At 56.0% G+C, this 15,778-nt stretch carries 13 protein-coding genes; 7 read left to right on the top strand and 6 right to left on the bottom strand.

Going from position 1 to position 15,778, the window contains the following annotated elements; genetic code table 11:
• Positions 1-34 precede the first annotated feature (34 nt).
• On the bottom strand, positions 35-1,459 hold the full coding sequence (locus tag AC07P1_RS14540) for an MmgE/PrpD family protein (RefSeq protein ID WP_494696486.1): 1,425 nt from the start codon (positions 1,457-1,459) through the stop codon (positions 35-37).
• Between the two features lie 33 nt (positions 1,460-1,492).
• The gene (locus AC07P1_RS14535; RefSeq protein WP_494696485.1) at positions 1,493-2,533 is read right to left on the bottom strand and encodes an NAD-dependent epimerase/dehydratase family protein; all 1,041 of its coding nucleotides are present in this window, start codon (positions 2,531-2,533) and stop codon (positions 1,493-1,495) included.
• Positions 2,534-2,939: 406 nt separating this feature from the next.
• Between AC07P1_RS14535 and AC07P1_RS14530 the strand changes: the two genes are divergently transcribed.
• Positions 2,940-3,872 carry a LysR family transcriptional regulator gene (locus tag AC07P1_RS14530; RefSeq protein ID WP_494696484.1) on the top strand — a complete coding sequence of 311 codons (933 nt, stop codon included), beginning with the start codon at positions 2,940-2,942 and terminating at the stop codon, positions 3,870-3,872.
• 53 nt (positions 3,873-3,925) lie between these two features.
• On the opposite strand, the gene AC07P1_RS14525 is transcribed toward AC07P1_RS14530, so the two are convergent.
• The 4 genes from AC07P1_RS14525 to AC07P1_RS14510 form a co-directional block, all read right to left on the bottom strand.
• Positions 3,926-4,798, bottom strand: a complete 873-nt coding sequence (locus AC07P1_RS14525) for an isocitrate lyase/PEP mutase family protein (protein ID WP_494696483.1) — start codon at positions 4,796-4,798, stop codon at positions 3,926-3,928.
• A gap of 49 nt (positions 4,799-4,847) precedes the next feature.
• Positions 4,848-5,411 (bottom strand): cupin domain-containing protein, encoded by a 564-nt coding sequence (locus AC07P1_RS14520; RefSeq protein ID WP_494696482.1) that lies wholly within the window; start codon positions 5,409-5,411, stop codon positions 4,848-4,850.
• A gap of 18 nt (positions 5,412-5,429) precedes the next feature.
• Positions 5,430-6,581, bottom strand: coding sequence for a serine hydrolase domain-containing protein (locus AC07P1_RS14515; protein WP_494696481.1), 1,152 nt, complete (start codon positions 6,579-6,581; stop codon positions 5,430-5,432).
• 87 nt (positions 6,582-6,668) lie between these two features.
• Positions 6,669-8,648 (bottom strand): flavin-containing monooxygenase, encoded by a 1,980-nt coding sequence (locus tag AC07P1_RS14510; protein WP_494696480.1) that lies wholly within the window; start codon positions 8,646-8,648, stop codon positions 6,669-6,671.
• A 572-nt stretch (positions 8,649-9,220) separates the two neighbouring features.
• Here AC07P1_RS14510 and AC07P1_RS14505 point away from each other — a divergent pair.
• The 6 genes from AC07P1_RS14505 to AC07P1_RS14480 all read left to right on the top strand — a co-directional run bounded on the left by AC07P1_RS14505 (position 9,221) and on the right by AC07P1_RS14480 (position 15,706).
• The gene (locus AC07P1_RS14505; RefSeq protein WP_494696479.1) at positions 9,221-10,849 is read left to right on the top strand and encodes an MFS transporter; all 1,629 of its coding nucleotides are present in this window, start codon (positions 9,221-9,223) and stop codon (positions 10,847-10,849) included.
• Positions 10,850-11,357: 508 nt separating this feature from the next.
• Positions 11,358-12,527: a Gfo/Idh/MocA family protein gene (locus AC07P1_RS14500; RefSeq protein WP_494696478.1), complete on the top strand. Its 1,170-nt coding sequence runs from the start codon at positions 11,358-11,360 to the stop codon at positions 12,525-12,527.
• 38 nt (positions 12,528-12,565) lie between these two features.
• Positions 12,566-13,489 carry a TolB family protein gene (locus AC07P1_RS14495; protein ID WP_494696477.1) on the top strand — a complete coding sequence of 308 codons (924 nt, stop codon included), beginning with the start codon at positions 12,566-12,568 and terminating at the stop codon, positions 13,487-13,489.
• A gap of 10 nt (positions 13,490-13,499) precedes the next feature.
• A complete protein-coding gene (locus tag AC07P1_RS14490) occupies positions 13,500-13,994 on the top strand; it encodes a heme-degrading domain-containing protein (protein WP_494696476.1) in 495 nt (164 codons plus the stop codon).
• 723 nt (positions 13,995-14,717) lie between these two features.
• On the top strand, positions 14,718-15,206 hold the full coding sequence (locus AC07P1_RS14485; protein ID WP_494696475.1) for a helix-turn-helix transcriptional regulator: 489 nt from the start codon (positions 14,718-14,720) through the stop codon (positions 15,204-15,206).
• Positions 15,203-15,706 (top strand): nucleotidyl transferase AbiEii/AbiGii toxin family protein, encoded by a 504-nt coding sequence (locus AC07P1_RS14480; protein ID WP_494696474.1) that lies wholly within the window; start codon positions 15,203-15,205, stop codon positions 15,704-15,706. The genes AC07P1_RS14485 and AC07P1_RS14480 overlap by 4 nt, the downstream gene beginning before the upstream one ends.
• Positions 15,707-15,778 lie beyond the last annotated feature (72 nt).

The following is a 15,778-nucleotide window of genomic DNA, read 5'->3' as shown; positions in this document are numbered from 1 at the left end:
TTCATGTTTTATATTGGTCTATACAGGGTTGGTGCTATTGCGGCGCGGCGCATGCCTTGAGCAGACTCGCCACATTCGACGCATCTTCGAGCGTAAAGAATCCTTCGATCACCCGTTCAATGACGGAGGGCTGCAGTATTCCATCGGCGTTCAGACGGAACTTGTCCGCGAGTTCCTTGTCGGACATGCCAATCCCGCCTGCGCTTCCTGGTGTGCCGCGCGGATACATCAACTCGGCAACGAAGGTCTTGCCACGCGCATCGACTTCCACGCGGGACGGTCTGGCAGCCGGATCGGTCGCGACCAGGCGCGCCCAATCCGGGTGAACGAGGCAGGTGATCTTACCCATCAGGTCTAGCACATGGGGCGCCAACACCACCTCCGGCGATTGCCAGATATTTGATTTCGGAAGACGTTGCGCGCCAACCGCCAAGCCGTGCGCGGCGCTGAATTGACCGTCGACAGGGTCAGCAATGTCGCGCGTCGTCCAACAAGCGCGTTCCGTGTGCCCTTCGCCCCAGGCCCGGATCGCCTCAATTTCATCGGTCGCAATGTCGTTGCCATCGAGGATTTCCACAAGGAGGTCCAACAGCCCATGCAACGCGCGGCAGTGCGGGTAGACCTTGAAGGAATTCTCCTTCGAAAAATACCAATGTTGGCCGATCTCTTTCAACATCCGCTCGGGCTCCCAGCGCGCGGAGCCTATAAATTTTCGGTATCCATACGTCGCGTCATCGAACACGGCCGGATCTCCCCGGTGGCCGAGCTGGGCCATGTGGGCCGCCGTCAGGCACGCCTGCGTTATCGGTCCCGCCATGGTGTATTTGATGGTCGAAACCGGCGTATGTTCAAGCCAGGAACGATGCGAGTTTACGGGCGTGATGGCGGCTGCGATCGACAGGGCGTGCGTGGTGGTTTCCGCACTTTCTCCCCAAAGGCGCAACACCGACGCGGTGGCGCCGAACACCGAGCTGGTGTAGCCGAGGATATCCGGCATGCGGTGCTTGCCGTCAGCGATATCGCGAATGTAATCCATGGCCTTGCCGAACCGGTTGGTCATTTCATGGGCGATTGCGGTGGCCATGATGAGTTCACGGCCCGAAACACCATTTATCTCGGCAACTCCCAGCATTGCGGGAAGGACATACGGCGAGACATGGCCTGGTGGCAAAATGGCGTCGAAGTCCAGGGCATTGATAGCTTCGCCATTGGCGAAGGCAGCGCCAAAAAGTGAAGCCCGTACCGGCGACCCATAAATTGTGCAAGATGCGTCACCCGGGGCTTGGATGCGGGCAAAATCCACCGCGATTCGACTTTTATGTAGCGCGATGCCACCGATCGCACAGCCGATGGAATCCAGCAGGATGCGCTTGGCTTCGTGGACGACGTCGCCGGGAGTATCCTCATAACGTTGCGCCGTGGTGAATGCGGCCAGTTGTTGGGCTATTGATTGTGTCATATTCATTTCCAAACTATTGTTGACAGATTCGCTTCAGCGGGTGCGGGGATCGGCAACTTCCGGCAACCCGTCAAGGCGCCGATAGGCGTTGATGGTTGCAAGCAGACCATCTTCCATACGGTAGCGCGGCGCAAGCTTCAGTACCTGCTGGCCTCGGAATCCATCGAACTGCTGCATCCAGGTTGTGGGTGCCCCAGGTTTGAGGCCGGCCGCTTCCGCACCCTCCACCAGCTGCATTCGTGCTTCCGGAAGGCTTGACTGCACGAAATCGAAAGCTTCGCGTATATACCGGCAGTCTCCTGAATTGAGGAAGCTTTCGCCTGCACCGTCGGTCGAATTTACGGCGGTTATAAAGGCCGAGGCAACATCTTCGGCATACTGGAAATCGAGCCGTTGTTCGGCGAAGGGCACGATGTTGGGCCCACGCCCACGCGCCGGATTTTCGAGAAGATTGCTGAACCACATATTGCCACCGCCGCGGCCAGCCTTGACATGCTCGCCAAATCCATAAACCTTTCCAAGCCGCAGTCCAACCACCGACAAGCCGTGGTTGACAAAATATCGCTTGGCGAGCATCTCGACGAAGGCCTTTGTGGCGCCATATGCACCCGTCGGATCAAGTGGACTATCGTCGCAAATGGTTCCCCGCGCGGAGACGGACTTGGGCCCGAAGACATTGATCGAACTGGCCCACACCACGCGCCGGACGCCTTGTTTTAGCGCGGCCTCAAAAAGTGCAATGCATCCGCCGACATTGACATTCACTGCGGCCGACAGGTTGGCTTCCGAGGCGACTGCCACCATTGCGGCCATATGGATGATGCGCGTGACGCCGAATCGCTGGATCGTATCGTTCAGCAGCGTGATGTCGGTAATATCTCCGACGACAACGGAAACCTTGGCCCAGGCCTCCGCTCCCAGCATGTATTGGGCGTTTTCGATGTCAGGAAAAGGTTCTGCTTGCCCGGGCCTGCCGCCGAACAAGCCATAGACCACAACTTTCTCCCCCGAGGCAACCAGCTGGCGCACGATGTATGCGCCCACAAAGCCGATGCCAGTTACCATTATTGTCATTGTCTGGATTCCTTACGTTTCGTAGTGAACGGTCACCCGATGGGGTGGTTTGCATGCCAAACGAAGAAATCGCGGCCCCCATTGCTGCAGCCGCGCCGCCGATGACGGCAACCGATCCCATCGTTACTTCCATTGCAAGTTTCCCGCTCAGGCAGGAATGGCCGACCAAGTGTAGAGCTTTTCCATGCCACTAACCACTGGGCGCGCCGCCAAGCAGTTTTGCGTTGCGTGCAATATCAGCGCAAGCCTCGCCTTTTGAAGGATGAGCGGATGGCGGCAGGGGCAATTCTAAAAAGTTAACGGTCAGAAGAGGAAACGTCTGCTAAGATTGGCGCGTTTTGCACCGACATCTTCCAATCACCCATGTCGGTGAACAGCTCGTTTGCGCGACAAAAGGTAAGGCAGGATGGAAAATTTCGCGAATATTAAAACATTCATTGAGGTTGTAGAGGCTGGCAGTTTTTCACGTGCGGCAAAAGGGATGTCGATCAGTGCCGTGACGCGTCGCGTTAAAATGCTGGAGGAGGATCTGGGTGTGCGACTTTTGCACAGGAACACGCGCGGGTTGTCACTCACGGAGATCGGGCGCGCATTCTATGATCGAATGATCGGACTGTCGACCGACCTCGATGCTGCAGTGTCCGAAGTCAAGTCATTGCAGCACGATGTGCGCGGGCAACTGCGCGTGACGTTGCGGCAGTCGGCGGCAATGATTCTGTTACCCAGCATGCACAAATTGCTAGCTGCCCATCCCGATTTGAAGATTAACTTTATCGTCACGGATGAACGCCGTGACCTTATAGCGAATAACATTGATGTCGCCGTCTGGCTGGCCCCGCTACCGGAAAGCGTGGTGGCGCGGCGCCTTTGCAAAAGCAAGCGGGTCGTGTGTGGCTCACCCGGCTATTTCGAGCGTATGGGCATACCTGCCGCCCCCGGCGATTTGCGCGCCCATAACTGCCTCTACTACACGCCGATTAATGCCCATCGGTGGCGATTCTCCAAAGGCGATGAAATTGAAGAAATCGATATCCGCGGAAACTTCTCTTCCGACAGCAGTCCGAGCTTATTGAATGCGGCACTGTCGGGCATCGGTGTCGTCGTCGTATTTGAATGGATGGTGCGAGATCTACTGGCGCAAGGCAAGCTTGTGCACGTGTTGAAAGAGCATGAAGTCAATCCGCATCCTGGCGATGCGGATCTTTTTGCTGTGTGGTCCTCGACGCGAGGCATGTCGCGCAAGGTCCGTGTATTCGTGGATTTCCTCGTCGAGCTATTTTCCTTCACAGCGGCAGACGGAGCAACGCAGGTGCCCGCCGGGTCGGTCGCCGACGAGTGAGCCGCGGCGCCCTCCCACCCGGGATTCGCTGGTCCTGTGTGAGTGCAGACGAACTAACCGGCGTCCCGTGCGGCACTATATTTGCGGTCCAATGCCTCGTAGTCCGCAAGCTCCCCGAGCTCTTGAAGCTCCTGGAATGACACGCCACGCGTTTTAATCGTCGCGACAGAACCGGTGCGATATATTTCGGCATACATCTCACGCATTGCCTTGATCGCCACGAGCGCGGAGAAGTTGGGCATGATCATCAACCGGTATCCAAGCCGCCCCACCTCTTCGATCGTTAGCACAGGTGTTGAGCCACCGGCCGACATATTGAATAAATGTGGGCCCGGGATTAATTGAGGAATGGCTGTAACCGCTTCCAACGAATTGGGTGCTTCGACAAAAAGCATATCCGCCCCGGCTCGCTTGTAGGCGGTGCACCGCCGGACGACTTCTTCCAACCCTCCGACTGACATCGCATCGCAACGCGCGATAATCATAAAGTCGGGATCCGTCCTGGCATCCACTGCCGCCCTGATCCTTTGGGCGGCCTCCTCCAGCGGCAGCAAGATTTTACCCGTCGAATGTCCCGATTTTTTCGGAAACGCCTGATCTTCCACGTGTATCGCTGCAACGCCGGCCCGTTCGTATTCGCGCACCGTGCGCTGCATGTTAAGGTGGTTTCCAAAACCGCTGTCCGCGTCGCAAATCACGGGGACATTCAAACATTGCGCGACGGCTGCTGCGGCATCGACCATTTCCGTCATGGTGATAGTGCCAACATCGGCAACGCCAAGCCGGTTGAGTGCGGTGCCACCTCCCGGTAAGTAGACGGCTTCAAAGCCAGCGCGTTGCGCGAGCTTGGCTGGCATCGGGCCGAAAGCACCTGGCGCCAGAAGCGCATGCGGCCTTGCCAGCAAGGCTCGCAGGCGAGTGGTCATTCTGGGCATTTTTTGAAATCTCCGGTAAAGACAATCGTGGCAATCGGAATCAAGTACTTTCGCGGTGTGCGCCGACCATGCATGAAACGACAGTGCATGGTTTGTCGGTCTCGTTGCGGAAGTTGTGCCATCCCCCGCGCATGATGAAAACATCCCCCTCTTTCAACAGGATTTCCCGCCGCTCCAGTTCCATGACGACCTCCCCCGATAGCACCAGAACGAAGTCGACGGAATCAGAGATATGCATGCCAGGGCGTTCCGGATCAAAGGCCTCGGAAAAACTGGACAGCCCCTCCCCTTGCGCCTTATCAAGCGACACTGACGTACCCAGCTCAGCCGTTTTTTGCTTGACCGGGTCAGGCAAAAACGTGAAAAGGCGAAACCGAACGCCGCCGGGAGCTGGAAACCATGGCTCGATCACTTGCGCCGGATTGACCCCGGAGCCAACCTGCGGAATGCCGTCGGCCGTCCCCCAGAGTTGCGTCACCGTGAACACTGGATTTCCTGCGTCGTCTACCGGCGTCTCTGCTTTGACATTAAGGATCTCAAAATCTGACGAGCCGTCTTCTTCGTTACGCGTAAGAATGACGCGACTCGCATTGGGATGCTGCATGGTTCCTCCAATTCTCATTTATGGTTTTTGGGGCTCAGGGCTCTCGAGCCCGTAGATCGCTGCCGGAATGTCTCGCGTATAGGCGCCAACCACACCTTCCACGGTTGTGTTGGTCATCATGACGGCGCTGATCCCGTTTGCGATATCCAAGAACCACTCGTGCCCCCAAGCGCCTCCCCAACGTAAAGTGCCTTTGGGGAGCACTCGGCCACTGGGTTTCGGGTCAACAATGATAGCCGAGAGATAGCCGAAACACTGGCCGGCATCGCGGCCGCCGAGAGTCAGGCCACCGACTTGATTGCTGACCGCTGCCGCGACGGTGTCGGCCTGGAGGATCGGAGCACCGCCAAGGCGTATGGTCTCGAGAAACGCCAGGATCTCGTCGGCGGTGCCAACGGCGCCGGCGCCGCCGGACTGAAATGCTTTGGCGTTGAACGCGCGCCGCGGCGACACAAAAAAGAACGGACTCCCATCGATGTCAAAAATCAATTCCGAATCAGCGGTGATGGGCCGAAGATTCCCGGCGTCGTTGGTGTACGGTATTGCCAGTCGGCTGCGGTCTTGGTCGCGGACCAAGAAGCCCGTGTCGTTCCAACCCAAGGGGATACCCACATATTTTTGGAGCGCGTCATGCAGGGAGCCATCCGAAGCGTGTTCGATCACCGCGCCGAGAACATCAGTGCTTACGCCGTATTCCCAGCCCTCGCCGGGTTTGAACAACAAGTTAATGCGCTCGCTGTAAAGAGAGAAATTCTCTTTCAATGAGAGGTTTGAATCCACCAGACCCGCAGTTACGCCTGTTTCGGGCGGTATTGCGTAGGTGAGGCCAGACGTGTGGTTGAGTAGATGCCGGATGGTTATTGATGGCTGCGATCCGTCCGGCAGCTTCGGTTTGAACCAGGGAATGTGCTCGGACACCACGTCCGTCAAATGCAAGACGCCGGCATCGACCATCGCCAGCGCGGTGGCAGACACGATCGGCTTAGTGACTGATGCGAGTCGAAAAATCGCCTCAGGAAACATTGGAACGCCCGCCTCCCGATCGAAGTGCCCTGCGGCTTTTCTATATACCACCTTGCCGTCTTTCGCGACCATGGTCACCGCCCCCGCGATCGCATTCTTCGCGATTGCGCTGGCGACCGCCTTGTCAACCCTGTCTTCCAGATTCATTGCTTGCCTTCCCTTACGATGACGACGCCAGGCCTTTGGCGGGCATTACCCGTCTCAAAGCCCCCCCTACCGATCCCCTTGGAGCGATTATTTCGAAACAATCCTCACATTGGCTACACGAATGCTGGTCCGCATAGGCACGACCGAATAGTCATCCAAATTGACGTCCTTGGTCATATTCCAATAATCGATCAACCTCCACGAGCTGTTGGTGACGATGCGCCCATGGTCGTTCCGGAAATACGTCGACATGCCGGGATGGCTCCAAATCATCTTGCTATGCATGTCCTGGATGGTCTGATTGTAGCGCTCATAGACATCCTGCTTACAATCGACTTCAGCGAGATTCTGGTTGCCCATTTCGCGCAGCACCGACAAGATATAGTCAATCTGACTTTCGACAGTAAAGATGAAGCTGCCCCCATGACCAAGGGCGGTGTTCGGTCCATAGAGCATGAAGAAGTTGGGGAAGCCTGGCACAACGGTTCCTAAATAGGCTTGGCAGTCCACATCGTTCCAAGCTTCGCGGACACTCACGCCACCGCGACCATACACATTAATCGGTAACAGGAAGCGAGAGACGTCGTAGCCCGAAGCGACGACCAACACATCGACCTCGCGGGATTCACCGTTAGCAGCAATGATGGACTTTCCTTCAACCCGCTCGACCGCGCTGTCCACCAATGACACATGATGCTTCTTCAACGTTTCATACCAGCCGTTATCCAACAGCATTCGCTTGCCGAACGGCGGATAGGTAGGAACGACTTTGGCAATCAGATCAGGCCGGTCGGCGAGTTGTGTTTGAATGTATTTTGTATAGGCCTCCCGGTGCCCATCATTTGCCTTGTTAACCGAGCGTTCCGGATGCGGCCAATCAGGATCTCGCTGCAGGGCATCATGAACCTGGCTGTCAAAAATCCAGCTGAGGCGAAGGCGATACAGCCACTCGTAGTGCGGAACCTCGCGCAACAGAACACGAACCGGCTCAGGTACAGGCATGCGCAACTTGGGAAATGGTGCGGCCCACTGGTGCGAGCGTTGGAAAACGGTCATCTCCGATACCATCCCCGCAATGGCCGGCACAACTTGCATCGCGGATGCGCCATTACCGAGCACAGCCACGCGTTTGCCTTCGATCACCACCGCAGGGTCCCAATTCGACGTATGAACCACTGGTCCATCGAAGTCCATCAGTCCTTCGACATTCGGCCATTTGGGAGTGGTAAATCCTCCAACACAAGAAATTACGACGTTGGATTCGATCGATTCGACCTTGCCATCCGCATGGCGCAGCACGGAAGTCCACTTGTGGGCGGCTTCGTCGTAACGGGTTTCCATGCATTCGGTACCGTATTGGATTGAATCCTCGACGCCAAAATCACGGGCCACGCGGCTGAAGTAATCGTCGAGCTCGCGCTGCATCGGGAAGAATTTCGTCCAGTTCCCACTTGCGAACGTATATGAATACAGGTGGCCGGGCGTGTCGACGCCACATCCGGGAAAATGGTGCGAATGCCATACCCCGCCAGTCCTGTCCTGCTTTTCGATATGAATATATGGCACACCAAGTTGCTTCAGCCGGACGGCTGTGGCAATGCCAGACATGCCGGCACCAACGATCAAGATCTTGAACCCTGGCGGCAAGTTGACAGGGGCCGGCACCGATCCTGAATAGCGCCGCAGCTTGTGAAGAATCATCTCACCATACTCCGGAGGAATCGGCTCCGCTTCAGACACGGTCATCATCTGAATCAATTCTTCAGAAGTGAGGTCCGCCTTGGCGATCGATGTACCCTCTCGCCATGCGACGATGGCTTTTAGCGCGGCCTCACGAATTTCTTCCTGAAGCTCGGGTGACAACCCGCCAGAATCGTTATCATCCCAACGGCTTTTCTTGGGTTCGAACGGCGCTTTAATCCAGTAATCGTCGCCGGTGAATTGGTAGAGCAGCAAAAGTAGCGTCGGGATGTTCGCTGACGGCAGGGCTTGTGCAATACGCTGTCTAAAAAGTTCGGAAGAACCGGTATCAGCGACGGCTTTAGATTCTATGTTCAATGTATTCACCTATCTTTCTTGTTCGGTACACCGTACCGTTTGTCTCCCGCCAATGTGGGACGCAAACGTCTGCCACGGGGAAGGCTATGCGACTATGCAGATTCGCCAAAAATGAATCAAACCGTTCAAAGTTTTGCAGCACTAACTTGATGACGCCAAAAGCTGTCAAGCAAGTCATTCAATTGGCGCAGATCGATGCTATAGGAAACATCATTGGCTCCACAACGGCCGAAAGTGTGCAAGCGCATTTGCGTGGGGCGCAAAACTGAAGGTTCCACCCGGGTTTCGGCAAGCGTGTCCAACCTTGCCTCGACCATCCTCAGCTAGGCGAACGGGTTCGTGGTCAAAATCAGAAGTAGGGGTAACGCATGTCGTCTTCATGAGAGCGCCACTTGCCGCTGCGATTGCCATACGCAATAGAGTTTTGCGTCGTAATCAAAAGTAGCGGATGGTGTATCGTTCCGCGCTGAACGAGCCCAATCGCAGCAAGGAATTCACACGCAGGCGCAGCCTTCGGCGCCTGCTCGATTGCGTGGTTTCGAGGGATGTTCCTGCCGCCGGTATTCGGGTAGAGTAAGCGAGTGGACAATTCTCACCCTTTATCGTATCCGGTGTTCCGCACGATGTGGATGGCCAACGCCGTATCGAACTTCGGCTCGGTGATTCAACTTGTCGGTGCTTCCTGGCTCATGGTTGCATCGCATGCGCCACCGCACATCATCGCGCTAGTGCAGGCCTCGACTAGTCTGCCCTTTGTCCTGCTGGGACTGCCTTCCGGCGCCATCGCCGACAACCGCGATCGGCGCACGGTGCTCCTTATAGCGCAGGGCTTTCTGCTGATAGTCTCCAGCATACTGGCGCTACTTTCCGCAACAGGCCCGATCTCTCCTTGGACCTTGCTCGCCTTCACGTTCTTGGTGGGATGCGGCAACGCGCTAAACGGTCCTGCGTGGCAAGCTTCCGTGGGTGACATGGTGCCGCAGCCGGTGCTGCCCGCCGCTGTCGCATACAACGCCGTGGCCATCAATGCTGCCCGAAGCGTGGGACCGGCGTTGGGTGGCATAATCGTCGCGTTGGCTGGGAGTACCGCTGCCTTTTCCATCAGTGCCGTGTGCACCATTGGACTGCTAGCCGCACTCGCTTGCTGGCGGCCCCGCCGGCCAACACGTCGGCTGCCTCCAGAGCGGCTTGGGGAAGCCATGGCGGCCGGGTTGCGCTACACCGCGATGTCACCGCATTTGCGCGCATCGCTGGTTCGCACGGTACTCTTCAGCTTGGCGATGTGTCCGCTGCTCGCGTTGCTGCCGATCGTGGCGCGCGATCACCTCGGAGGTGGTCCATTTACCTATGGCATGCTTCTCGGAAGCTTTGGGGCAGGAGCGGTGGCGAGCGCCTTGTTGCTGAAGCATCTGCGCAAACGTTTTAGTCCGGCGCAGATGATGCAGTTGACCGCCATTTTTGCTGCGGCCGGCGGAGTGGGTGCGGCATGGCTCAACAGTCTATGGCTCATGGCACCGCTACTGGCGCTCGCCGGCGCAGGCTGGTTGATGGCTTTTGCTACGCTCAATGTAAGCATCCAGTTGGCGTCGCCGCGTTGGGTAACGGCCCGCGCACTGGCGACCTATCAAATTGCAGTCTATTTGGGAATGGCCGTAGGCAGCGGCATTGCCGGTGTCATGGCCGGCATGTGGGGAGCGTCGGCATCGCTGTCGATTGCGGCGGGTTTTGATATGGTGCTAATCGTTGCCGGTGTGCTTTTCCCCATGACCGACTTCAACAGTGAGAACCTCGCGCCCAGCGATGCATGGCGTGAGCCCAGCACCAATGTGCAGATCCGAATGCGCAGCGGTCCAATCGCCATAAGCATCGAACATCGAATCGCCGAAGGGAGCGTCGCCGCGTTCCTCACGGTCATGCAAGAACGCCGGCGCCTCCGACTACGTGACGGTGCGTCCAGCTGGTCCCTGTTTCGTGATCTGGAGGAGCCCGAGCTTTGGATCGAAAGATATAGCATCCCGACTTGGCTCGACTACCTCCGCCTCAACAACAGGAGGACCAAGTCAGACGAAGCCAATTTCAGTGCCCTTAGAGATATGTACATCTCGCCGGGCGACCCGCCCATCCGCCGTATGGTGGAACGATCGCTAGGCACGCTACAGCACGACGACGACGACGAGTTGTCTGCGGCACGTTTCGGTGCACCCAACTGAAAAAACTGCGAGTCGGTGATTCCGTCAACGCATCGTATTTTCGCTCCTCAAATCATCGGCGTTCATCGAGCTCCCATTTTCGATTTTCCTGACTGGCGCGCAGTCGATCCATCTTATATGAACACTGCTCGCGGAAGCCAATTCGCCGCTTTCGAGTGGCCGATAGCAATCGCTATTTGAGCGGTAACGTACCACCATTCCCGCGAACACCGCGTCCATCGCAAAAATGATTTGCGACGTACGCATGCCACTTCGCGACCCGATTCCAAATCCTAAATGATAGACTTTTGACGCTGCATCTTATCCCGCTTGAGCGCGAAAGCAATCGCCCCGCTCCCGCGAGACGCTTCAGAAAATTGGGCGAGCGGGAGAGCCGGCATTCGAAGAAATCTAGAACAACCTGCAATCACGCCGGAGTTTTACGATGGATGATTTGAAAATCTTTCCGGTAAATTTATCTTGAAGGTCAAACCTCGTGGTCGGCTGCAATATCGAACAAGGAGACGGAATGAATACAAAAGAATCGACGTTGGATCAAGAACACACGCTCAACGTTGCCATTCTTGGATGTGGTGCAATCAGCGATACATACTGCAAAGGACTGAGTGACTCGCCTCATATCCGCTTGGTTGCGTGTGCCGACCGCAAGGTCGAAGCGGCGCGCGCCCTCGCAGAAAAGCATGGGCTGCGTTATATGACCATTCAGGATTTGCTCACTTCCCCGAACATCGACATCATTGTGAATCTCACTCCGCCTGCCGCCCATGCGGAAGTGGGGTTGCAGATCCTTCGTGCAGGGAAGCATCTCTATCAGGAAAAACCTTTGGCCACGAACATTGATGATGCCAAATTGCTGATCGCGGAAGCGGATCGGCTTGGCTTACGCATAGGATGCGCGTCAGACACTTTCCTGGGCGCTTCGCACCAAGCCTGTCGCGCTGAAATAGATGCGGGGGTGATTGGCGAGGTAGTAGGAGGAAGCGTTCAGGTATATTCCAACGGGATGGAATCCTGGCATCCCAATCCGCAGTTCTTTTTCGAGCCAGGCGGGGGCCCAATTCTCGATGTGGGCCCTTACTACGTTACCCAGTTAGTTCACTTGCTCGGGCCGGTTGCCGAAGTGGTGGCGATGGGACGTATCGGGCGGAAGACGCGGACCATTGGAAGTGGCCCTGACCGAGGCGCAGCAATCGCGGTCCGGGTACCGACGACCATCTATGCGGTCCTGCGATTCCAAACCGGTGCGGTGATTAATTTCTCGGCTTCCTGGGATGCCATTGCCCACCAAGAGGGACCGTCCCTGGAACTATTGGGAACCGAGGGTTGCCTGGTAGGCCCCTCCCCCAATTTTTTTGACGGTAGGGTTCAGGTCTGCACCGACTCCTCGTCTTGGAGCGACGCCCCCACCGAGCAATGGGCGTTTGGGCAAGCGAATTATGAGCTGCCCAATGGTGAGATGGTTGCCTATCATCGGGGCCTCGGTGTGATCGAGATGGCAGCAAGCATAAAGGCTGGGCGACCTCACCGGGCCAGTGCCGAACTCGCACTCCATGTTTTGGAGGTGCTCATCGCAATAGAGCGCGCTACGGAAAACGGCCAACTTCAACGCATTACCACAAAGGTCGAGCGCCCGACCCCACTGTCGCGCGGACATGATCAGACGGTATTTGGCGCCTAAGTCAGGTTGCATCGACCTTCACATTTTTATTCAAGACCATGAGAAAACTTCAGAAAAATCAGCGTTCGCAACTGACGACCGTCCGCATTGATGGGACGGAACCAACCATCCTTTTCGAAACCGCAGGCTTAATTGAAGCCCCTAACTGGACACCGGACGGAGACTTCCTCGTGTTTAATTCCGAGGGAGCGCTGTATAAAATCGGCGCCGCTCGTCCAGGGAAACCTGACAAGATCCAGGTGGAAAACGTATATACCTTCAACAACGACCATGTCATATCCCCTGACGGCCGGCATATTTATGGCAGCGCAAGCGGACATATTTATCAGCTTCCCATCCTCGGGGGCGTGGCCCGTCAAGTTTCCAACGATCACCACCCCAGCCGCGCCTTCCAATATTTTTTGCACGGAATCTCGCCGGATGAAAAGCAACTTGCGTATGTTGCTGTTGAAACTGATGGTCAGGACGCCTTCGGAGTCCGGCGGATCGCGACTTTGGATTTGAACACACATACAGACTGTTTCTACACCGGTGCGGACAACCTCGCGGATGGGCCAGAGTATTCGCCGGATGGGCGATGGATATATTTCAATATGGCTGCCGCCAGTGCTGGTGATTCCAAACATCAGATTTATCGCCTTTCACTCGCCGATGGCGCGTTGGAGCAACTAACTTCAGACGAACGCTCGAATTGGTTCCCTCATATTTCTCCAGATGGCAAATGGCTGTCCTTCATTAGCTTCCCGCCCGAAACAGTTGGTCACCCGGCTGACGTGGATGTACTTATCAAACTCATGCCTGCAGCCGGCGGAAAAGCGACGGTGCTGGCTTCCGTCTTTGGCGGCCAAGGCACCCTGAACGTCAACAGCTGGTCGCCGGACAATTGCAGTCTGGCCTACGTTGCATATCCCATGGCTGCCAGCGATCGAGTCCATATTGATGCAACCGGTACTTCGATATAGGGGGATGCCAATGGATGCTAGTACAAACCTAGACCTGATCGCTCGTCAAGAGGCAACGCTAAGCTTTGCGAAGTTTACTGAATCGGAAGCTTGGGAGCTCGGGAATGCGTTACAGAGGCGAGCCTTACAGGAACAGTTGCCGATTGTGATCGACATTACTCGCCTTGAGCGACAGCTCTTCTTCGTTGCGATGCCTGGCGCGAGCTATGACAACCAGGACTGGTGCCGCAAAAAACGAAACGTTGTCGTGCACTTCGGCCGCAGCAGTTATTTTATTGAAGAAGAAATGAGGATGGCGAATACGACGCTGGCTGAGCGCTACGGTCTTCCTTATGACGAATATGCGGCGGGCGGCGGATCCTTTCCCATCAATGTTCAGGGAAGCGGCATGCTTGCTTGTGTCACGGTCTCCGGTTTGGTCTCGCGTGCGGATCACAATCTGATTGTTGATGTGCTCTGCGAAATGCTGGGCGTGGATGATCCATCAATTCATTTAAAGGATTGATCAAGCCATCTCTGCCGCTAGCGTCGCCTCAGCGCGATTTTCCGCGCGGGCGCGATTTATTCGATGTTCGCATCGCGCGACCGCGACGACGCGCCACTGGAACGGCCGCTCCCGCCCGGCGATCCATCATCACCGGTGAGGTGGCGTGCGGGGGGCTGTTTCACGTGAGCGGACACCATCCTGAGAAATCAGTCGGGCAGCGAAACACAGTGCCTGAGCTGATGGTCGATACCTCGACCGGACAGTTCCGCTCTGAAATTGGCGGGTGAAGCGATGCGATCGGCGAGGTTAGCGCGCCGACGGGATGGCGACAGCTTTACTGAACATGGTGACAAAGCCGCTGGCGTTCCCGTACCTCCACATGCAACGAGCCAATTTGCACGCCTCCCTGAACGGTCTTTTCAGTAAGAGAATCACTTGCAACAGATGTAGACTTTCCACTGGCGAGACCGCCAGAGTCAGCTGCGATTGAAAACCGAACACCAGTTTGAGAAGATGATCGCTATGCAGAGCGGCCGACATTGCCGCAGAATACCCTCAAGGTGAATTGTGTCCCATATAGAAGAAGAATGCGGGCGCAGTGGTAGATAAATGTTCGGAACGGTTGTTGAGGGGTACAAGGGCACGTGAATGTATGCAGAACATCCAATGCCTCACCCAATCATGTACACTATTTTGTACATTCAGTAGAAATCGATTGCTCAACATCGTGCGGGTATACCTATGGACATGTTAACGCTAGGAGACGCGATCAAAATGCGCCGGCTCGAGGTAGGCTTAACTCAAGCCCGCCTCGCAAAGTTTGCGGAATTGTCTCGTCAAACCGTGCAAAAGCTCGAAGCCGGTACGATTAGCGATCTTAGCTTTCGACGGATCGCACGGCTACTCAATGTGCTCGGCATGCAGTTAGGGATGGTAACTGTGGATTCCCCAAAAAAAAGAGGCCTATGGATGGCCGCAAAGACCTCTAGCATACGCTATCGGGGAGAGCTCACCAGCGCCATGCTAGGAAAATCGCTCGCAACCGGAAAAGCCCCCCCAGGGTACGAAGCACATATTGGTCATCTTCTCGAAGAAGCACCTGTCGAGTTGATTGTGATGGCCGTCGAGGAAGTAGCTGAAGCCAAACAAACCCCGCCATCCGAAATTTGGGAACATGTGGCACAGCTTGCTGAAGAATTGGCCGATGCTCGAAAAGGGATGTGGACATGACAGACATGGAAACGTTACCCGACGGTATATGGAAGAAGTTATTTCCTCACGCCTTGACCTTGATGGACGAGATCGCTAAGCACGGCGGGGTATCAGAACCTTTTTTTACCTTCGGTGGTGGTACCGTCTTGATGTTGCGCTACCGGCACCGCTTCAGCAAGGATATCGATATCTTTGTTCCCGATCCCCAGAGCCTAGGTTATGTAAATCCGAGGCTCAGCGACGTCGCCGCCGAGATATGCAACGACCAATATACTTCCGGCGACTCGTACGTTAAGTTGCACTTGGACGAAGGCGAGATCGACTTTGTTGCGTCACCGAACCTTTTAGCGGCGCCCCACGCGTTCGAGGTCTGGAGCCTCTATGGGCGCGAAGTGAAGGTGGAAACTGCCGGCGAAATCGTCGCAAAAAAAATGTATCACCGAGGAGAGCAAGCCACAGCTCGGGACCTCTTCGATCTGGCGATGGTCCTCGAATTCGCACCCGAAGACCTTCGGTAATCCCCCCACCAAATGATCGCGTTTAAAAGTAGAATTTTCCAAACTCAGATTTTTGAAAGTTCTGCATGAAGA

It is taken from the genome of Duganella sp. GW821-FHT07F09 (assembly GCF_059418705.1).
This window is presented reverse-complemented; position numbering and strand designations above follow the sequence as displayed.